At 65.1% G+C, this 18833-nt stretch carries 18 protein-coding genes; 10 read left to right on the top strand and 8 right to left on the bottom strand.

Annotated elements, in window-relative coordinates:
* Positions 1 to 24 precede the first annotated feature (24 nt).
* Positions 25 to 1455 (bottom strand): lipase maturation factor family protein, encoded by a 1431-nt coding sequence (locus ACLMAL_RS14290; protein ID WP_411999705.1) that lies wholly within the window; start codon positions 1453 to 1455, stop codon positions 25 to 27.
* 799 nt (positions 1456 to 2254) lie between these two features.
* On the opposite strand from ACLMAL_RS14290, the gene ACLMAL_RS14285 reads away from it, so the two are divergent.
* A complete protein-coding gene (locus ACLMAL_RS14285) occupies positions 2255 to 3757 on the top strand; it encodes an alpha/beta fold hydrolase (RefSeq protein WP_411999518.1) in 1503 nt (500 codons plus the stop codon).
* A 6-nt stretch (positions 3758 to 3763) separates the two neighbouring features.
* Here the strand turns inward: ACLMAL_RS14285 and ectB are convergent, their stop codons facing one another.
* Positions 3764 to 5005: a diaminobutyrate--2-oxoglutarate transaminase gene (gene ectB, locus ACLMAL_RS14280; RefSeq protein WP_411999704.1), complete on the bottom strand. Its 1242-nt coding sequence runs from the start codon at positions 5003 to 5005 to the stop codon at positions 3764 to 3766.
* A gap of 366 nt (positions 5006 to 5371) precedes the next feature.
* Between ectB and ACLMAL_RS14275 the strand changes: the two genes are divergently transcribed.
* From ACLMAL_RS14275 to ACLMAL_RS14265, 3 genes are read left to right on the top strand one after another with little or no spacing between them, the layout of a single operon-like run.
* The gene (locus ACLMAL_RS14275; RefSeq protein ID WP_411999517.1) at positions 5372 to 6103 is read left to right on the top strand and encodes an ABC transporter permease; all 732 of its coding nucleotides are present in this window, start codon (positions 5372 to 5374) and stop codon (positions 6101 to 6103) included.
* On the top strand, positions 6096 to 6929 hold the full coding sequence (locus ACLMAL_RS14270) for an ABC transporter permease (RefSeq protein WP_411999516.1): 834 nt from the start codon (positions 6096 to 6098) through the stop codon (positions 6927 to 6929). Before ACLMAL_RS14275 ends, ACLMAL_RS14270 begins: the two co-directional genes overlap by 8 nt.
* Positions 6930 to 6931: 2 nt before the next feature.
* Complete coding sequence (locus ACLMAL_RS14265) at positions 6932 to 7924, top strand: ATP-binding cassette domain-containing protein (protein ID WP_411999515.1); 993 nt, start codon at positions 6932 to 6934, stop codon at positions 7922 to 7924.
* Between the two features lie 32 nt (positions 7925 to 7956).
* Here the strand turns inward: ACLMAL_RS14265 and ACLMAL_RS14260 are convergent, their stop codons facing one another.
* Positions 7957 to 8640 carry a DUF4389 domain-containing protein gene (locus tag ACLMAL_RS14260; RefSeq protein WP_411999514.1) on the bottom strand — a complete coding sequence of 228 codons (684 nt, stop codon included), beginning with the start codon at positions 8638 to 8640 and terminating at the stop codon, positions 7957 to 7959.
* Positions 8641 to 8878: 238 nt separating this feature from the next.
* Between ACLMAL_RS14260 and ACLMAL_RS14255 the strand changes: the two genes are divergently transcribed.
* The 4 genes from ACLMAL_RS14255 to ACLMAL_RS14240 all read left to right on the top strand — a co-directional run bounded on the left by ACLMAL_RS14255 (position 8879) and on the right by ACLMAL_RS14240 (position 12288).
* Positions 8879 to 9172, top strand: coding sequence for an excalibur calcium-binding domain-containing protein (locus tag ACLMAL_RS14255; RefSeq protein WP_411999513.1), 294 nt, complete (start codon positions 8879 to 8881; stop codon positions 9170 to 9172).
* Positions 9173 to 9225: 53 nt separating this feature from the next.
* The gene (locus ACLMAL_RS14250) at positions 9226 to 9642 is read left to right on the top strand and encodes a hypothetical protein (protein ID WP_411999512.1); all 417 of its coding nucleotides are present in this window, start codon (positions 9226 to 9228) and stop codon (positions 9640 to 9642) included.
* Positions 9643 to 9874: 232 nt separating this feature from the next.
* A complete protein-coding gene (locus ACLMAL_RS14245; protein WP_411999703.1) occupies positions 9875 to 11038 on the top strand; it encodes a PLP-dependent cysteine synthase family protein in 1164 nt (387 codons plus the stop codon).
* Between the two features lie 44 nt (positions 11039 to 11082).
* Positions 11083 to 12288, top strand: a complete 1206-nt coding sequence (locus ACLMAL_RS14240) for an MFS transporter (protein ID WP_411999702.1) — start codon at positions 11083 to 11085, stop codon at positions 12286 to 12288.
* 332 nt (positions 12289 to 12620) lie between these two features.
* Here the strand turns inward: ACLMAL_RS14240 and ACLMAL_RS14235 are convergent, their stop codons facing one another.
* A complete protein-coding gene (locus ACLMAL_RS14235; RefSeq protein WP_411999511.1) occupies positions 12621 to 12947 on the bottom strand; it encodes a hypothetical protein in 327 nt (108 codons plus the stop codon).
* Positions 12948 to 13336: 389 nt separating this feature from the next.
* On the opposite strand from ACLMAL_RS14235, the gene ACLMAL_RS14230 reads away from it, so the two are divergent.
* On the top strand, positions 13337 to 13870 hold the full coding sequence (locus ACLMAL_RS14230; RefSeq protein WP_411999510.1) for a DUF4254 domain-containing protein: 534 nt from the start codon (positions 13337 to 13339) through the stop codon (positions 13868 to 13870).
* Here the strand turns inward: ACLMAL_RS14230 and ACLMAL_RS14225 are convergent, their stop codons facing one another.
* From ACLMAL_RS14225 to ACLMAL_RS14215, 3 genes are read right to left on the bottom strand one after another with little or no spacing between them, the layout of a single operon-like run.
* Positions 13871 to 14191, bottom strand: a complete 321-nt coding sequence (locus ACLMAL_RS14225; RefSeq protein ID WP_411999509.1) for a hypothetical protein — start codon at positions 14189 to 14191, stop codon at positions 13871 to 13873.
* Positions 14192 to 15340 (bottom strand): fatty acid desaturase family protein, encoded by a 1149-nt coding sequence (locus tag ACLMAL_RS14220; protein ID WP_411999508.1) that lies wholly within the window; start codon positions 15338 to 15340, stop codon positions 14192 to 14194.
* A gap of 33 nt (positions 15341 to 15373) precedes the next feature.
* On the bottom strand, positions 15374 to 16432 hold the full coding sequence (locus ACLMAL_RS14215) for a ferredoxin reductase (RefSeq protein WP_411999507.1): 1059 nt from the start codon (positions 16430 to 16432) through the stop codon (positions 15374 to 15376).
* Positions 16433 to 16627: 195 nt separating this feature from the next.
* On the opposite strand from ACLMAL_RS14215, the gene ACLMAL_RS14210 reads away from it, so the two are divergent.
* Positions 16628 to 17245 (top strand): TetR family transcriptional regulator, encoded by a 618-nt coding sequence (locus ACLMAL_RS14210; RefSeq protein ID WP_411999506.1) that lies wholly within the window; start codon positions 16628 to 16630, stop codon positions 17243 to 17245.
* 118 nt (positions 17246 to 17363) lie between these two features.
* On the opposite strand, the gene ACLMAL_RS14205 is transcribed toward ACLMAL_RS14210, so the two are convergent.
* Entirely contained in the window at positions 17364 to 18698 is a 1335-nt protein-coding gene (locus ACLMAL_RS14205; RefSeq protein WP_411999505.1) for an MFS transporter, read from the bottom strand.
* Positions 18699 to 18833 lie beyond the last annotated feature (135 nt).

Genomic DNA, 18833 nt, shown 5'->3' with positions numbered 1-18833 from the left:
GCGGCGCTGCCGGCGGGCTCCGCGTCAGGTGGCCGTGGTCGTCATCGGTGGAAGGTACTCGCCGACCAGCTCGCGATGCCACCATTGTCGTTCGCGCCGCAACTCATCGCGGGTTGTGTAGCGGTACACGTAAATCCGCGCCCGCACGAACCGCGGCGGAGCGTCGGGGAAGGGGCACCGGCGCAGCAGTCGCAGTGTGGCGGGGTCGTTTCGCAACAGTCGCTCGACGAAGGCGAACAGCCAGCCGCGGGCGTACATCGGCGAGATCGCGGCGAACCACATCAGCCAATCCAGCCGTAAATGGTAGGGGGCCCATTGCCTCGGCAATCGGCGCGGATCACCCGGCTTGCCTTTGAACTCGTACTCCCGCCACCGCGTCCGCTCGGTGATCTCCGCGTCTTCGGTGCCCTCGAACACCACCTCCTCGCGGATGCGGCCGATACTTCCGAAGGCCCCGTAAGCGTTGACGAGGCGAAAAGGATTGAAGGACGTGTTCATTCGTTGATGCCGGGAGATCAGATTGCGCGCGGGCCAGTAGCTCAGGACCACCACCGCGACGGTGAACGCGATCACCAGACCCGCGAACCACTGTGGTGCTCCGGGCAATGACGGCGCGTCCGGCACGGGCAGCACGGCCGCGGCCGACGATCCATCGATCGCGGTGGCGGCCAGCAGAATCGTCATCCAGTTCAGCCAGGCGAAGTTTCCGGACAGCACCAGCCACAGCTGGGTGACGATGAGGAACGCCGCTGCCACACTCGCGACCGGCTGGGGTGCGAACAGCCCGAAGGGCACGACGAGTTGAGCGAAGTGGTTGGCCGCTACCTCCACTCGATGCAGCGGCTTGGGCAGATGGTGAAAGAACCAGCTCAGTGGACCGGGCATCGGCTGGGTCTCGTGGTGGTAGTACAGGCAGGTCAGATCCCGCCAGCAGGAATCCCCGCGCAGCTTTATCAGTCCCGCGCCGAACTCCACCCGGAACAACAGCCATCGCGCCAGCCACAGCACGAGCACCGGCGGCGCCACCTGATCATTGCCGAGGAAGATCGCGAGGAACCCGGCCTCCAGCAGCAGCGACTCCCATCCGAACGCGTACCACGCCTGCCCCACATTGACGATCGACAGATACAGCACCCACAGCACCGCCCACAGCAGCATCGCTGCCCACAGCGGCACGAGATCAGGCGCCCCGGCCACGATTGCGGCCGACAGCACGACGCCGGACCAGGCGACGACTGCGAAGAACCGATCCGAGTAGTAGAACTGAAAGATGCTGGGGGCCAGTCGAAACGAGACCCGCTGCACGAACCGCGAAACCGGCAGCATCCCCCGCTCACCGATCAACGCTCGGAATTGCCGCGCGGCCACTAGGAAGGCGATCAGATAGACGACGCCCAGGCCGTGCTGGAAGACCAGCCTGCCCAACCAGTACTCGGATTCGGTGAAGGACATCATTGCCCGCTCCCCCGCACCACCCGCGGTGCCACCGAGATCGAATCCGGCAAACCCGACGCGGCGGCAGCGCACCGTAGATCACCGACTGGCGTCATACCTGGGCGGTACCCGGGAACCGGGCGGGCAAACTCAGCAGGTCAAGACCTGCATCGTGGATCGGCGTGCTCATCGGTACTCGGTACTGCCCACCCGACACCGATCCATAACAGCATCGGGAAGTAGGTCGATGAGGCTTTCTCCCGCCCCCTTCTCGAACGGTTGAGCAACAGCCCACCACCGGTAGATTTGACACGTACCGCCGACACGAATCGGCCCTTCGAAGGCAGCCCATTCCACGCATGCAAACCGGACAGTCATGCAGTGGTACTCGACATCAGCTGAACTCCCCGGTCGAACCCCTGCCCATCGCCGGCTGACCGTCCGGCAGACGGCGCGAGCCCTGCGAAAACGAACGTCAGCAGCCCAGCATGGGCCTCCATCGGCAATCCTGTACCGTCTGTGGCGGCCAGAACCGGCCTCGCGAAGACAGTCGTGAACGTCATCAGCGTCAGCCCTTCCCATTGCCAGGTGCCCCTTCTGGTCTGCGACCGGAGTCCGATCACCTGGAACCATTGCTGCCGCAATTGCGTTCTCGCACAATACTTTCCACGAGTGGGAACAGTCGAGATCGAGGAGCTGGAAGGATCCAGCCGACTCGATTGGCTGTGCGCAGGGAGGCGTCGGATTGGCTTCACGCTTGGCACGCAACAGGTCTCACCGAATCCGGGCTGCCCTGACTGCGCTCGCCCTCGGAGCGAGCATGTTCGGTGTCCCCGCCGTGGCATCGGCGGATGACGGAGCGGATCCCTACCTCGATCGTCTCGCTGAAGCAGCGGCCACTCCGACATTGTCATGGTTGGACTGCCAGGACGGATTTCAGTGCGCCTCCGCACAGGTTCCACTGGACTACAACCTGCCGAACGGCGAACAGATCGAGCTGGCGACGATCAAATTGCCCGCCGCGGATCCGAGCCGACGGATCGGAACCCTGTTCGTCAACTTCGGCGGACCGGGCCCCTCCGGCGTGGACCGGCTGCGGGAGCGGGCGCGGTGGCCGTGGCTGTTCTCCGATGAGCTGCGGGCTCGGTTCGACATCGTCTCCTGGGACTCGCGATCGGTGGCGCGCAGCGCGGCCGCGAGATGCTTTCGCGATGTCGACGAACAACAGGCGTTCCTCGGGTCCTTGCCGGACATGCCCACCGATGCAAGCGGCGAGGCAGCGTTTTTCGCCAGTTCCGCCGAGCTCGCCGATCGTTGCAAGCAGCTGGCAGGCCCTATTCTCGATCACGCCTCGACCGCCAACACCGCACGTGACCTGGACCTGCTACGCCGCGCGGTCGGCGATCCACAACTGACCTATCACGGTATTTCGTACGGCACCCAGCTCGGCGCGATCTACTCGAACATGTTCCCGAGCCGAGTGCGGGCGTTGGTGCTCGACGGATCGATGGACTTCGAGGGCAACACCAACGGCCATGGCGGCGAAGGCCCGACGGTTCCGCTCGATACCAGGCAGGATGTCGCGGGCGGCATCGCCGCGACCTTCGATGCATTCCTGCGAGATTGTTCGGCCGCCGGGCCGCGCTGTGCCTTCTCCTCCGGCGACCCGAAGCTCAAGTGGGCAGTGCTCGCGGAGCGAGCGCGGCTGGCCCCTATCAAGGTCGACGGTCAGATATGGAACTACGCGGCGGTCATCAACGCCGCCGCCGAGCTATCCAAGCCGTCGGACTACCCCGACCTCGCCCTACTGCTGCAGAAGTTGTTCGATACGGGCACCGCTATCCCGGGCGTGCGGCCGGTTGCACAACAAGCCACCTACCTGGGCAATCGCACCGAAGCCTTCTACACGATCCAGTGCAGCGACTCCGTCGTCCCGACCGATCCCGCCGTCTACAGTCGCGCCGCGGTCTCGGAGGACCAGCGAGTGAAATACTTCGGGCGCATCGGTGTCTTCGACGCGCTCCCCTGCGCGTTCTGGCAGGGCCACGACGCCGACCGGTACACCGGCCCGTGGAACCGCCGCACCGCCGCACCGATTCTCGTGCTCAACAGCAGATCGGACCCCGCGACACCGTTGCGCGGCGCCTACGCGGGCGCCGCGGAACTGGCCACGGCACAGGTGGTTGTGATCGAGGGCGCGGGCCATAGCAGCATGTACGTGCAGAGCACCTGCGCCGAACAGGTCAAACGCGAGTACCTGTTCTCGGGCCTGCTGCCGCCGGAGCGCACCGGTTGCGCCATCGATAAGTCCCCGTTCGACTGACGCCGGTCAGCCGCAGATCACCTCGACCGCCCCGACGAGCAGCGCCAATCCGCGTTCGAGTTCGTCGTCGGTGATGGTCAACGGCGGCAGGAGTTTCACAACCTCGTCGGCCGAGCCGGAGGTTTCGACAAGCAGGCCGCGCTCGAAAGCCAGTTGGCATACCTTGCCCGCCTGCGACGCGTCTTCGAACACCACGCCGTGCACCAGGCCGCGGCCACGGGTCGAGAGGCCGGGGAAGGGGGCGACGAGCTCGACCAGCGCCTGAGCTGTGCGCTCCCCTTTGGCCAGCACAGCTTTCTGCAGAGCACCGTCGGACCAGTAGTGCTCCAGTGCCACCCTGGCCGTGACGAAGGCCGGGTTGTTGCCGCGGAAGGTGCCGTTGTGCTCGCCGGGCGCCCATTGATCGAGTTCCGGTTTGAACAGCACCAGCGCCATCGGCAAGCCGTAGCCGCCGATCGATTTCGAGAGGGTGACGATGTCGGGGGTAATGCCCGCGACCTCGAAGGAGAAGAACGGGCCGGTGCGGCCGCAGCCCATCTGCACGTCGTCGACGATCAACATGACGCCGCGCGCCACACACAGTTCGGCGAGCTGCCGAAGCCATTCCGCGCGTGCCACATTGACCCCGCCCTCGCCCTGCACCGTCTCCACGATCACCGCGGCGGGTTGGTCCACGCCCGAGGAAGGATCGTCGAGGGCGCGGCGCATCCAGCCCAGTTCGTCGGCCGCATCGAGGTAGCCGTCGTAGGGCATCGGTGTCACGTGCACCAACGGCACCCCTGCGCCCGCACGTTTCGCGGCATTGCCGGTGACCGACAATGCGCCGAGCGACATTCCGTGAAAAGCATTGGTGAAGTTGAGAATCGTTTGCCGACCGGTGACCTTGCGGGCCAGCTTCAGTGCCGCCTCCACCGCGTTGGCACCGGTGGGTCCGGGGAACTGCACCTTGTAGTCGAGGCCACGCGGGGCGAAGACGGTGTCGCGCAGGGTTTCCAACAGTCGGCGCTTGGCGACCGTAGACATGTCCAGCCCGTGGGTTATCCCGTCGCCCGCCAGGTAATCGATCAAGGCACGCTTGAGGACCGGATTGTTGTGGCCGTAGTTCAGTGCCCCCGCGCCCGCGAAGAAGTCCAGGTAGTCCTTGCCGTTCTCGTCGCGCAGCCAGGCCCCGCTCGCGGTGTCGAACACCGTCGGCCAGGACCGGCAGTACCCGCGGACATTCGACTCGAGTTCCTCGAAAACGGTCATCTCGGTGTTGTTTCGGTCGACCGGCAAGCAGTCGCCGGCCGTACCGTCCGGACCGACCTGCGCAGCGGTGACAGTCATCGACGATCCTTCCTGTCGTACACGAGCAGCTCCGTCGGGTGGCGGCGACGGCAGATCTGAAGTGACTGTGTTTCTAACACTGGCGCACCGACTTCGCAGCACTTTTCCAAAAATCGCGCGGAGACCTTCCGCGCGTCCGCTAGCCCCCTCTAGAGTTGACTGTTTGTGCACGCCAGAGTGGAGGGGGAAGGTTGGCTCGCCGTAGCAGTGCACCTTCGGCGGGCGATTATGGTGTATGTACGCCTCGCTAGAGCAGGTTTCCGGCGGCAGTCACAGTACAAACTCGCGATGTTCGCCGGGCTCTTCACGAACTGCGTGTTCGGATTCGTCCGGGCCGCGGTGATGATGGCCGCGGTCCGCGCCTCGGACGGCTTCGGCGGTTACGACGAGGGCACGATCGGCGCCTATGTCTGGCTGTCTCAGGGGCTGCTGGGCGCAACCCAATTCATGGGTCCGCCATTGGAACTCGTCGACCGGGTCAAGAGTGGCGATATTGCGATCGACTTCTTGCGACCGGTCGATGTCCAATTCAGTTATCTGGCTGCCGATCTCGGCCGGGCGGCGGCCACCATCCTGCCGCGCGGCGTGCCCAGCGTGCTCGTCGGCGTGCTCACCTTCGGACTGACCATGCCGAACACGCCGGCTCCCTACCTGCTCGGATTGCTCAGCGTGCTGCTTGCCGTGGCGTTGTCTTTCCTATGCCTGTTCGCGGTCGGGCTGATCGGATTCTGGGTAGTGGAAACACGCGGCCTGCGAGTGCTGTACCAGATTTGCGGCACGTTTCTGGCCGGGTTGTTCGTGCCGGTGCACATGTTCCCGGGCTGGCTGCGCACGATGGCGCATGTCACCCCGTTTCCGTCGATCCTGCAGTCCCCGATCGACATCCTGTCGGGCCGGGTCACCGGCATCGAGGCGGTGACGGTCGTTGCCACACAGGTGTTCTGGGTGCTCCTGATCGGCGCGATGGGCCGGGTGTTGCTCGCGGCAGGGCGCCGCAGGCTGGAGGTGCAAGGTGGCTGAGCCGCCGTTCGTGCCCGCACCCGCCGGCACCTGGTGCACACCGTATGCGGCCGTGCTCGCGTCCCGGATCCGCGCTCAGCAAACATACCGATTGTCCTTTGCCAGTGAGGTATTCAGCGCCTTCCTGATCGGGCTGGTGGAGTTTGCCGAGGTGTGGGTCATCTTCCACAATGTCCGGGTGCTCGGCGGCCTCGACCTGGACGGCGCGCTGCTCTTGTTCGGGCTGAGCAATACGAGTTTCGCGCTGGCTCAGGTCTTGTTCGGCCACCTGGATTCGCTGCCGGTCCTCATTCGGATGGGCACGATCGACGCCTACTACCTACGTCCGCAGCCGTTGCTGCTGCAGCTCATCACCAGTGATATCTCGCTGCGCCGCCTCGCCCGCGCCTCGGTCGCGATCGTCGTGCTCGGCCTCGGCCTGATTCGTAACGATATCTGCTGGGGCCCTGACACATTGGCACTCCTGGCGACTACGCTGACCAGTGGTATCGCCGTATTCGGCGGCCTGTTCGTGTGCGCCGCCGGCGCACAGTTCTTCCTGATCGACGGATCCGAACTGACCAACAGTTTCACCTATGGTGGGTCGTTCGCCGCCATGCAACCCGCGTCGGTGTTTCCGACCCCGCTGAAGCTGTTGTTCGGATTCGCCATCCCGGTTTCGTTCACGGCCTATCTACCCACCATCGCACTGCTCGACCTGCCTGGACCGCCGCTGCTGCCGGCCTGGCTGGCTTGGCTGACCCCACTAGCGGCGATATGGGTATGGCTGCTCGCGCTCGGCTTGTGGCGAATCGGTACTCGGCACTATCAGGGAGGCGGCGGATAAGCATGGCGGACAGTGAATTACCGGAAGCAATCATCGATATCAGGGGCCTGACACGCGAATTCATCCTGTATCGCAAAAATGGGCACCGCTGGCGAAGACGCCGCGAAATACTCACTGCCGTCGACAGGATGACCTTCCGTATCGACCGCGGCGCCGCGGTCGGCTATATCGGGGCGAACGGGGCGGGCAAATCGACCACCATCAAGATGCTGACCGGCATCCTGGTCCCCACCGCGGGCACCGTACACACCTGCGGCCTGGAACCCGTCCGGCAGCGGCGCGATCTGGCCGCCCGTATCGGGGTGGTGTTCGGGCAGCGTTCACAGCTCTGGTGGGATCTGCCACTGCGCGAATCATTTTCGATCCTGGCCGCCATTCATCGGCTGGAGCCCGACGTCGCGCACAAACGCACGCACGAACTGGTCGAACAGCTCGAGATGGCCGAAACACTCGACACTCCGGTGCGACAGCTGTCGCTCGGGCAGCGGATGCGGGCCGAGGTCGCTGCGGCGCTGCTGCACTCACCCGAGCTGGTGATCCTCGACGAGCCGACCATCGGACTCGATGTGCTCTCCAAGCAACGGCTACGCGAGTTCCTCCGCGCCGAGCGGGCCGACCGCGGCACTACGCTGCTGCTCACCACCCACGACATGGGCGATATCGAGCGACTATGCGATCGGGTTCTCGTCGTCGATCGCGGCAGCCTGGTCTACGACGGATCGGTGAACGGACTGGCGGTCCGGGTCGGCGCCCGACGCGTGCTCGCCGTCGACCTGGCCGAGCCGACCGGTGATCTCGATAATCTGCCCGGCGCCGAGCTCCTGACCAGCGAAGGCGACGGGATTCGCCAGCGGTTGGCCTTCGATGCCGAAAGAACCACGGCTGCACAACTTCTCGCGGAGGTGTCGGATCGTGCCGTGGTACGTGACCTCTCCATCGAAGAGCCGGACATCGAGGACGTGGTCCGGCGGATCTACGAATCCGCCACCTGGTAGTCGCTCGATGCCCGGCTCTATTGCCGTGCTGTTCAGTTGTTTTCGGGTTCCCGCGCACCTTGGTCGAGCCGGAAAGGCGGATATTCGTCACGCAGCAGCGAGGTGTACACCTGCACCCGCAGCACCCACCTGTTGACTCCCATCGCAAAATCGAACAGACCCTTCGGATAGACCGCGGTGAACAACAGCGCCACCACCGCGATCAGCGTGATAATCGGCAGCAGGGGGACCCAGGAGACGCCATAGTCGTCACCGAAGGCCAGGTATCCGCCACCGACGAATGCCGAGACCACCAGGAAGTGTGGGATGGCAAGCAACCACCATTTCACCAGAACGAGACCGCGATGCAGTCGCTCCGGATAATCCACCTCGATATCGGCCGCATAGTCCGCGCTCGGCTGGAGGCTGAACGGCGGATATTTGTCGGTGCCGAGCGGTGACCAAGCGTAGAACCCCACCCGCCAGCTCCAGCGGAGCACGCCGACACCGAAGTCGAACAGCCCACGGGGATACTTGCCGGTGAACAGGATCACGAAGAAGGCGATCAGGGTGACAACGGCCCATGCGATATGCAGGAAAAACAGCACGATGTAATGCGGGATGGCCAGGATCCATTTGACCAACCACATCCAGCGCGACAGCGCTGGGTCGAGATCTCCTCTGATACGTACCGGTTCGACGGACTTACCCAGATCGACAGGATTTTCGGGTTCCATGATCGACGCTCCTTCGGGTGCTTCGACACACGCAACGGATCGGGTTGCGGAATGTCCTGATTGTCCCGTACTGGAGAGGCTCCGAAGCTACGTTCGGATACCGACACGCCAACGAATCCCCACCCGGGTGCACGCACCCCACAGTCCCCGCCCGTGGCAACGTCGTGTTGCACCATGACGCCACGGCGCGAAACACTGGGCGGCGTTTGTCCAATCGTATTGCCACGGGGGTAATCCAATGCGTAAGTCTCGTCCTTTCGTGCTCGTAATCGGCGCGTTGCTCGTCGCCGTGCTGGTGTTGTCGATGAGCGGCTGTGGCAAGAGCAAGAAGCGCCGCAGCTCGACCTCGTCCCGACCGACCGCGACGTCGACCGTCACCAGCACCCCACAGCGTCCGTTCAAGGACTGCACCGAAGCGTGGGCCATCGGGAAGCCACCGCTGCGGCGTACCGACAAGGACTACTCGATCACGCTGGACAAGCTCGACGGCGCGGAGGACGGAATCGCCTGCGCGGTGCGCCCGACCCGCTGAGACCGACACATCAGCCCGTGACATCCGCGGCGCGGCTTGTACTATCGGGAAACGTGACGTTCAGCGCGGTGCGTTTCCCGGGAACCCGGGTGGTGATCGCTTTCGCGTTCACCCTCTGGGCGCTGACGCTGGCGCTGCCGGAATGTCACCTCTTCCCGCAGACGAGCACCGATCACGCGCATATCGAATCGGTCGATCCGTCGGTGGCCTCGCCTGCGCCGGTCCAGTTCCAGATCGATCGTCATCAGCACGCGGCCGCGCCGGACCAGCATCTTTCCAACGATGTCATAGCCGTCACGCTGCCCCGCGGCGCGGCGTCGATGCTCGGCCTGCTGGTCCTCGCCGCAACACTGATATTCGCGTTGCCGTTGCCCGCCGCCCTCGGCGGCGGGCTCCGCGCACCGCCATCCCTGCTGCCTGCCTGTCGAGGCAGAGACATCCTCCTTCGAATCGGCATCGCCAGAATCTGATCGGCCAGCGTCAGGCCGGAGCTTGCCGGGGCCCGGCCGGTGTTCGTGCGTTTCCCGCACTCACACCCGCTCGCTGTCCACCAGCGACCGAACAGAATCGACGATTCCCATGCAGCACCTGGCTGTGCGCACGCACGACCTGCTAGAGCCCGCTCTCCCGACCGACACGGCCGCGCTGCCGAGTCCGGCAAGCCTGTTGACGACGGCGAATCGCTGCCAACGCCCCGCCACGATGGTCGGCAATACCCCCGTCCTCTGGATCACTGAACCACTCTCTCCCGCAACCGATTCGGCACACGCACCGGACGGCCGCGGGTTCTGGGCCAAGTTGGAGGGCGCCAACCCCGGCGGCATGAAGGACCGCACCGCCCTACACATGGTGGCGCGCGCGACCGCCCGCGGCGAGCTGACGCCGGGCGCACCGATCATCGAATCCACCAGCGGCACACTCGGTTTGGGCCTGGCGCTGGCAGGCATGGAGTACCGGCATCCGGTCCGCCTCGTCACCGATCCCGGCCTCGAACCGCTGATGCGGCACATGCTGGCCGCCTACGGCGCCGAAGTGGAGATGGTCACCGAACCGCATCCGACCGGAGGCTGGCAACAGGCACGGCGTGACCGGGTGGCCGCGTTACTCGCCGAGGACCCGCGGGCCTGGTGCCCCGACCAATACCGCAACCCCGACAACCGGGATGCCTACGCGCCACTTGCCATGGAATTGGTCGCGCAGCTGGGCCGGGTCGATGCGCTGGTGTGCTCGGTGGGCACCGGCGGCCATTCCGCGGGCATCGCCCGGGTGCTGCGCCGATACTTCCCACACCTACGGCTGATCGGCGTCGACACCGTCGCGTCCACCATATTCGGGCAGCCTGCGGGCCAGCGGCTGATGCGCGGGCTCGGCTCCAGTATTCATCCCGACAATGTCGACTATCCGGCGTTCGACGAAATCCATTGGGTCGCACCGGCCGAGGCCGTGTGGGCGTGCCGCACGCTGGCCGCGACGCATCACGCGAGCGGCGGCTGGAGCGTGGGCGCTGTCGCGCTCGTCGCAGGCTGGCTGGCCCGCACCAGCGACCGGGACGTGCGCATCGCCGCGGTCTTCCCGGATGGTCCGTTGCGCTACTTCGACACCGTGTACAACGACGAGTACTGCCGCGCGAACGGGCTGCTCGGCATCGCCGCGCCGAGCGAACCGGCGACCATCGCCCATCCGGCGGCGGCCGTTGTCGACTCGTGGACCCGGTGCACCACTGTCGTCGATCCCCGCAATCGCGAAGGACGTGGCAATCCGACGGCACCGCAGCCGAACAGGCGCGCCGATCCGGCCGCACGGTCGCACAGCGCAGCGGCAGCACCATCGCCGGTCGGCGAGGCAGCACCGGAGGTCACCCGGTGACCAACGTTTACGCCACCTACAGATCCTTCAACCGGCCGAGCCGGATGCTGATGATCAACCAGTTCGCCATCAACACCGGCTTCTACATGCTGATGCCATATCTCGCCGGATATATGGCCGGTCCGCTCGGCCTGGCCGCCTGGGCAATCGGACTGGTGCTCGGCATCAGGAACTTCTCCCAGCAGGGCATGTTCCTGGTGGGCGGCACCTTGGCCGATCGGCTCGGCTACAAGCCGCTCATCGTGGCCGGGTGTCTGCTGCGCACCGGTGGTTTCGCGGTGCTCGCCGTCGCCGATTCGCTGCCCGCGCTGCTGATCGCCTCGGCGGCAACCGGTTTCGCGGGCGCACTGTTCAACCCCGCAGTACGGGCCTACCTCGCGGTGGATTCGGCCGAGCGCAGGGTCGAGGCGTTCGCGGTATTCAACATTTTCTACCAGGCAGGCATTCTGTTCGGCCCGATCGTCGGCCTGGCGTTGATGGCCTTCGATTTCCGGGCGACCGCGACGGGCGCGGCCGTGGTTTTCGGGTTGCTCACCCTTGCCCAGCTGCGCGCGTTGCCGCAGCATCGGGCCGAACCCAAAACCGCGTCGGTGCTCGACGACTGGCGGGTGGTGCTGGCCAATCGTCCGTTCCTGCTCTTCGCGCTGGCGATGATCGGCTGCTATGTGCTGTCGTTCCAGGTCTATCTCGCCCTGCCGATGCAGGCCGCCCGCATCGTCGGTGCGGATTCGGCGTCTGTGGTGATGACGGCGGTGTTTGTGGTGTCCGGAGTGATCGCGATCGCCGGCCAGCTGCGTATTACCCGCTGGTTCATCCGACGGTGGGGTCGTCCACACAGCCTGGTCTTCGGCGTGGCGGTGCTGGCGGCCGCTTTCGTCCCGCTGCTGCTGGTGCCGGGCGACGGACTCGGAACCTGGACTGCCGTCGGCGCACTGCTGGTCACTGCTGCGGTGCTGGGTGTGGGTGCGGCAGCGGTATTCCCGTTCGAGATGGACACGGTGGTCGCGCTGTGCGGTGATCGCCTGGTCGCCACCCACTACGGCGGCTACAACACCATCGTCGGTATAGGCATTCTGCTCGGCAATCTCGGCACCGGGACGATCCTGGACGCGGCGCGCGGCGCAGGCATGAGTTCGCTTGCGTGGGCCGGGCTGATCGCGATCGGCGCGGCCGCGGCGAGCGGGCTGTATGCGCTCGCACAGTCCGGACGGCTGGACGCACCGCTACCCATCGGTCGAGCATCGATGTAGCAAACGAAATCCCGCCCCGGGTACAACATGCCCGGGGCGGGATGGCAACGTTCGCGGAAAACCTTATCCGCCGAAGGAACCCGTAAACAAAGTGTTGAAAATGCCCTCAAAAGCTGCACTACCCGTGTTGAACAGGCCGGACAGGGCGGCACTACCAGTGTCGATGATGACCGGAATCATGAAACAACCTCCTTGTTGGGTTCACATCGCCGGGCGCCCTTCTGGGGTTCCCGGCGACAACCACCTTGCCGAGCCGCTCTGATAGATCACTGATCATTTGCTGAGAGCGACCTTTGAAGGGAGGATGTTTCAAATATGCAGGTCGGTGCAGGTCAGCTCGGCGCTCGACCGGTCGCCGAATACAGGCTCACTTCACCGTCCTCGCTGAGGAAGGCGTTCACCAGCATGGTGCGGTTGGCCGCCATCTCGTCCGGCTCGGGAGCGCTGGTGGTGATCGAAATCTGTGGGATGACAGCCCAGTTCACGACATATCGTTCGGGCGGGCCATCGTCGTCGGACAGTCGCGCGAGTCGAAACACCGACACGGTCTTGCGGACGATGAGGTTGCGCACGACCTCCGCAATTCGCTCAGGGTCTTCCAGGGCGAACATGAAGCCGAATGTCAACTCGGGCGAGGACACGTAGGCAGGCACGAACATCGAGGCTAGCCGATGGAAGGGCGCTGCGCAGCTCCCGCGCCGGAACAGGTTGCTGCCCATGCGCTCACGGATTTCGCCACGACATCGATGCCACCTTTATGTGACCGATCCGTAACGGACCATAACAATTTCCAGGCAGGTTCTCTCTTTTTACACCATACGGTTGCGCAGATCCGACTATCGAGCTTTCCTGAAAGAGTCCCGATTTCTCGGGCCGTCTTCCTCATCGCAACGTCGCGGATTTCCCGGTTTCTTTGCCGTGCTGGTGGACTGTGGGGGTGGCGCTCCGAGCGCGGGTCTGCGCCGGAGCCGAGGGGTGCCCCTCCCCGAAATCCCCCTCGGCCCTGGCGTATCCAGATATCGCAATCGTTACCGCAGGGGTATGCATCATGCCTACCGAATACGTAGCAAGCCGTATCGGAACCGGAGAGCTGCCACCACCGTCAGCGCTGCTGCGCGCATTCCGCGAGCCCGACAACTCGAATCGCCGACAACACCGGGTCCTGGCTGCGGCGCGCGAACTGGTCGAATGCCATGAACGCAGGCACCGAGCCCAGCAGGCGGCGCACGCCCCCGGTGCATCCAGCGGACGGGTCGCGGCGTGTACAGAGCTGGTCGAGGACATCGACAAGCACCGCGCGGAGCTGGTCGGTCGCATCGACCATTGGGTGGCGGACAATGTCCAGCACCGCACAGGCGCCTCATTACACACCGAGACCCTCGGCGCTGTCATCGATCGAATGGCCGCGAAATGGATTGCGGCACAACAGGCTTTAGGAATCACAGCACCCGTCGACCCACACCCACTGCAAGTGGACGGGGAAGCCCACCTGCAGTGGTGCCGGTTGGCCGAGCTTGCCGACGGCTACAAGGATCTGATCACCGATGTGAACGAACACCGGCGTCGACTGCCGGTGTGGTGATCACCGGAGGTCTTCGGCCCCCGGCTCGACCACCTCGGCCTCGACGAACGCGGCGGGCTTCACATCCGCGTCGTAGGAAACGCCGGGGCCTTCATCCAGCAGATCTTCGGCGAACTCGTCCTGGTGCGGCGACTCGGCATCGCGCCGCGCCGCCGCCGCGGCTTCGTTCATCTCGATGGCATCGGTGATCCACTCACCGATCTCCCGAGTGACTTCCTGCACGGTGCCGGTGATGATCGACGCAATATTACCGACATGCCGTGCACCGGAAGTCGTTAATTCCTGGATCAAATCCTTGTTGCTTTCGAATTTCCCGATCATTCACACGCCCACTTCAGTTGGCTGCTGTTGACGCATCACGATAACACCGGGCGCGCTCTCCTTCCGGACCAAGAACGGCGGCAGTGCGAGCTTGAAAAGTTTTCCCCACACCGATCCGATCTGCTTGCTGAACGAGCCGGTGTTGTACGGAAGGCCGTACTTCTCACACAGCGCCCGCACCTCCGGAGCCAGCTCCGGATACCGGTTCGCGGGCAGGTCCGGGAAGAGATGGTGTTCGATCTGATGCGACAGATTGCCGGACATGATGTGGAACAGCCGACCGCCGGTGATGTTGGCCGAGCCGAGCATCTGCCGGACGTACCACTCACCGCGCGTCTCGAACTCCGTCTCCTCCTCGGTGAACGTTTGTACGCCGGTCGGGAAGTGGCCACAGAAGATGATGGAAAAAGACCAGACGTTGCGAACCAGATTCGCGCTGACGTTCCCGACAAGCGTGCTGAGGAACAGCGGACCCGACAGTGCCGGGAAGACCACGTAGTCCTTGAGCACCTGCCTGCTCGCTTTGCGCCACTGGCCGCTCAACAGCTTTTTGACATCCGCCCACTTCCGCTTGCCGCGCACGATGTTCTCGATCTCGAGGTCATGGCCCATCACGCCCCACTCGAAAAGGACCATCAGGCCGAAGGCGTACAGCGGATTGCCCAGTCGCAAGGGATTCCACTGCTGTCCCTCGTCCACGCGCAGGATGCCGTAGCCGATGTCGCGGTCCTTATTGTGAATGTTGGTGTAGGTGTGGTGCATGTAGTTGTGCGAGTGCCGCCACTGATCGCCGGGGCAGACGTTGTCCCACTCGAACTCGCGGGAGTTCAGATCTGGCTCACGCATCCAGTCGTACTGGCCGTGCATGACGTTGTGGCCGATCTCCATATTGTCCAGGATCTTCGACACGCTCAGCGCGGCGACCGCGGCCAGCCAGAACGGCGGCAGGAAGCCCAGATACATCAGGCCACGGCCCGCGACCTCGAAACCGCGCTGCGCCTTGATGATCGAGTAGATGTACTCGCGGTCGCGATCGCCGAGGTCGGCAACGACCTTGGCGCGCAGCTCGTCGAGCTGCCTGCCGAGCTCCTCGACCTGGTCCGGAGTCAGTACCAGCGGGCCGTCTTTCGTTTCGGTCAAAATAGTCATTGCTCAACTCCCCTTGTAGTGAAAATCAATTGCTCAGATGTCGATCTCGACGTCGCCGACGGGCGCGCTGATGCACAGCTGGATGGGCTGGTCGGGGTCGCTGTTGGTGTCGCCGGTGCGCACGTTGCGCGTGCACCCGGTGCGCCGAACCGCGGTGCAGGAGAAGCAGATACCCATCCGGCAGCCGTATTCCGGTGTCAGACCGGCCGCTTCGGCCTGCTCGAGTAGCACCGCGCCGTTGTTCTGCGCGCTGACCCCGCTCGCCGCGAAGCTCACCGTGCCGAAAGCCTCGCCCACCGCCACGGGAGCGGCCGACAGGGTGAACTCCTCGGCATGCAGCCGGTCGGCCAGCTGCTCCGCCTCGAAGATCTTGCGCACCGCGTCCATCAGTCCGGGCGGGCCGCACACAAAGGTCTGCGCGTCGGCGAACCACGGCGCGACCCGCTCCAGCTCGTCGTAATCGAAGTAGCCCGAACCGTAACTGGTATAACGCGATTCGATGCGGAAGTTCTGGTTCGCCCGCTCGATCTCCGCCAGTTCCGGGCGATGCGGCTGTACCTCGGGCGATTTCGCGTAGTGCAGGAATGCCACCTCACCGGGATAACCCTCGTCGGCGAGGGTGCGCAGCATCGAGAGCACCGGCGTGATACCGCTGCCGCCGCTGATCAGCAATATCCGCTCCGGGCGCGGCTCGGGCAGCTGGAATACGCCCGCGGCAGGCGTGAGGTCGACCACCATTCCCGGCAGCGCCCGGTTGTAGAGGTACTGCGAAACCAGGCCGTCCGGGTGCGCCTTGACGGTGAGCTGGATGTGCCGGTCACGGCGCGAGGCCACATTCACCGGCGAGTAGCAGCGGGTGTGCCTGACACCGTCGATCACCACGCCGATCTGGACGTACTGCCCGGGTGCGTGACCGGTCCACTGTCTGGTCGGGCGCAGGGTCAGCGTCACCGACCCCAGCACCGAGCGGCGCACGTGGATGATCTCGGCCCGCATCACCCGCGTTGTCAGCGTCGGGCGAATGAGTTCCAAGTACCGATCGAGGGGGTGCGGCGTGGTCAGGGTCTGCACCAGGTTGATGAGATCCACCATTCGGTTCTCCGTGCGTTGCTTGTCGGGAGCCGGGGCCCTGCTTCAGGGCTCGGGACGTGCGACCAAATTTCAGTGCACGTCTGTACACTCAACTAGTGTGACTGATGACCGGGGTCCAATGTCAACCGGCAAAACGTGTGACCCGAACTACATCTCTCGGTAGGGCGAATGGTGAACGGATGTATGCTCACCGTGATGAGCGAGCAGGCAGCAACCCGAGGCGAACGCAAGGAGCGAACGCGCCAGGCACTACTGGACGGCACTCTCGCCCTGACCGCCGAACGCGGGTTCGCCGCGCTCAGCCTGCGTGAGATCGCCCGCTCGGCGGGGATCGTGCCGACCGCGTTCTACCGCCACTTCTCCGCACTGGAGGATCTCGGCGCCGCACTGGTCGACGAGGGCGTCAAAGCACTGCGCCTCGCACTGCGCGAGGTGCGGCGCACCCCCGACGCCAGCCTGTCGGACACGGTGCGGTTCGTCTTCGAACACGTCGCGGCCAAACGCGAGATCTTCGGCTTCCTCACTCGTGAGCGCCACGGCGGCTCGGCAGCGCTGCGCCGGGCCATCGCCATGGAGTTGCAACTGATCGTCCGCGAACTGGTCGCCGACCTCTCCCGCATCCGCGCACTGGATTCCTGGCCGCCCGACGACCTCGAAATCGCCGCCGACCTCCTGGTCGCCACGGTCACCGACGGCATCGCCGCCTATGTCGCCGCGACCCCACGCGACCAGCGGTTCATCGTCGACCGCACCGTCCAGCAGGTCCGCCTCATCGCCCTCGGCATGGGTGCTTGGCGGCCGACGCAGGACTGAAGCCATTTGTGGCTGTGCCCGCCTGTTCGCCGAGGCGCCGAACGCGGCCATCCGGTCCGATCCCGGCTGATCGAACGGCTAGCTCCTGGCGGCGAACTGAATGTTGGGGAGACACGCCCTAGGTGTTCGCTCGGGCTGGTCGCGGTCCCGGCACCATCAGTAGCGCGGCCAAGCCGACAGCGAGCACGACCAGCAGACCGGCGATGCCGGCGCGGTCGGCATCGAAGAGCCAGACGAAGAGGCCGAAAAGGCTTGGGGCGAGGAAGGAAACGGCGCGACCTGTAGTGGTGTAGAGGCCGAACATCTGGCCCTCGCGGCCGGGCGGGGCAAGCCGGGTCAGGAAGGAGCGGGCGGAAGCCTGTGCCGGGCCGACGAAGACGGTGAGCAGGAGGCCGAAGATCCAGAACATCAGCGGGCCGGAGACGATGACCAGCGCCAGTCCGCACAGGAGCATCGCGCCGAGGGAGATGACGATGACGATCTTCGGGCCGACGCGGTCGTCGAATCGACCCGCGACGATTGCACCGAGGGCCGCGACGACATTCGCGGCGATGCCGAACAGGAGCACATCGGAGTCGGCGATGCCGTAGACGCGGACGGCGAGCACCGCGCCGAAGGTGAAGACACCGGCGAGGCCGTCCCGGAAAATCGCACTGGCCACCAGGAAGCCGACGGTGCCACGGTCGACAGACCACAGCTCGCGCAGGTCACGCCACAGCACCCGGTAGGACCCGAAGAAGCCCGCCTTGGCCGCGCCGGGATCGGCGCTGGTGCGCGGTAGTTCCGGCACGGCGAAGAGCACCGGAAGGGAGAAGGCGGCGAACCACACCGCGGCCAGCATCGCGACCAGCCGGATGTTCAGTCCGTCATCGGTGGGCACGCCGAGCAAACCGCGGCTGTCGCCGTCACCGGAGATGAAACCGAAGTAGCAGATCAGCAGGAGCAGGATGCCGCCGAAATAGCCCATTGCCCAGCCGAATCCGGAGACCCTGCCGACGGTCGCCGGCGTGGACACCTGGCGCAGCATGGCGTTGTACGGAACATTCGCCAGCTCGAAGAAGGCCGAGCCGAACCCGAGCAGTACCAGTCCGATCCACAGATCGTGGTAGTCGTCGTGCACGAAGAACATCAACGCCATCGCCAGGATCGTCAGCGCCGTCAGAACCGCAAGGGAGCGTTTACGTTTCGCGGTCGCATCGAAGCGCTGCCCGCTGATCGGCGCGGTCACCGCCACGATCAGGCCCGCAATGCCGAGCGCCCAGCCCAGCCACGCGCTCGCCGAGATCCCGCCGGGCAGATCGTCACCCACCTTGTCGGTGAGATACACCGAGAAGACGAAGGTGAGGATCACCGCGTTGAAGGCCGAAGACCCCCAGTCCCATAATCCCCACGCCACCACTTGCCCGCGCCCGGCCGCCTGCCCGACAGTCGCCCGCGCGTCCACCTCGGTCATGTCGCGCAGCCTAATGCGGATCCGCCGCCGCGTCGGGACAACGCTCGAGACGACCGTCCCGGCTCGCGATCACCCTTGCCGTCGCAGCCGCGCGGGACGTGCCGACGACCGGTTGGGCGGGCATCGAGATCAGCA

The organism is Nocardia sp. CWNU-33, from assembly GCF_046764895.1.
Lineage (GTDB): Bacteria > Actinomycetota > Actinomycetes > Mycobacteriales > Mycobacteriaceae > Nocardia.
The sequence above is the reverse complement of the archived record's forward strand: the minus strand, read 5'-3'. Positions and strand labels throughout refer to the sequence as shown.

Coding starts and splice junctions, on each gene's coding strand:
- ACLMAL_RS14290 (WP_411999705.1), bottom strand. CDS start 1,455: ATGATGTCCTTCACCGAATCCGAGTACTGGTTGGGCAGGCTGGTCTTC.
- ACLMAL_RS14285 (WP_411999518.1), top strand. CDS start 2,255: ATGTTCGGTGTCCCCGCCGTGGCATCGGCGGATGACGGAGCGGATCCC.
- ectB (WP_411999704.1), bottom strand. CDS start 5,005: ATGACCGTTTTCGAGGAACTCGAGTCGAATGTCCGCGGGTACTGCCGG.
- ACLMAL_RS14275 (WP_411999517.1), top strand. CDS start 5,372: ATGTTCGCCGGGCTCTTCACGAACTGCGTGTTCGGATTCGTCCGGGCC.
- ACLMAL_RS14265 (WP_411999515.1), top strand. CDS start 6,932: ATGGCGGACAGTGAATTACCGGAAGCAATCATCGATATCAGGGGCCTG.
- ACLMAL_RS14260 (WP_411999514.1), bottom strand. CDS start 8,640: ATGGAACCCGAAAATCCTGTCGATCTGGGTAAGTCCGTCGAACCGGTA.
- ACLMAL_RS14255 (WP_411999513.1), top strand. CDS start 8,879: ATGCGTAAGTCTCGTCCTTTCGTGCTCGTAATCGGCGCGTTGCTCGTC.
- ACLMAL_RS14245 (WP_411999703.1), top strand. CDS start 9,875: ATGGTCGGCAATACCCCCGTCCTCTGGATCACTGAACCACTCTCTCCC.
- ACLMAL_RS14240 (WP_411999702.1), top strand. CDS start 11,083: ATGCTGATGATCAACCAGTTCGCCATCAACACCGGCTTCTACATGCTG.
- ACLMAL_RS14235 (WP_411999511.1), bottom strand. CDS start 12,947: ATGTTCGTGCCTGCCTACGTGTCCTCGCCCGAGTTGACATTCGGCTTC.
- ACLMAL_RS14230 (WP_411999510.1), top strand. CDS start 13,337: ATGCCTACCGAATACGTAGCAAGCCGTATCGGAACCGGAGAGCTGCCA.
- ACLMAL_RS14225 (WP_411999509.1), bottom strand. CDS start 14,191: ATGATCGGGAAATTCGAAAGCAACAAGGATTTGATCCAGGAATTAACG.
- ACLMAL_RS14220 (WP_411999508.1), bottom strand. CDS start 15,340: ATGACTATTTTGACCGAAACGAAAGACGGCCCGCTGGTACTGACTCCG.
- ACLMAL_RS14215 (WP_411999507.1), bottom strand. CDS start 16,432: ATGGTGGATCTCATCAACCTGGTGCAGACCCTGACCACGCCGCACCCC.
- ACLMAL_RS14210 (WP_411999506.1), top strand. CDS start 16,628: ATGAGCGAGCAGGCAGCAACCCGAGGCGAACGCAAGGAGCGAACGCGC.
- ACLMAL_RS14205 (WP_411999505.1), bottom strand. CDS start 18,698: ATGACCGAGGTGGACGCGCGGGCGACTGTCGGGCAGGCGGCCGGGCGC.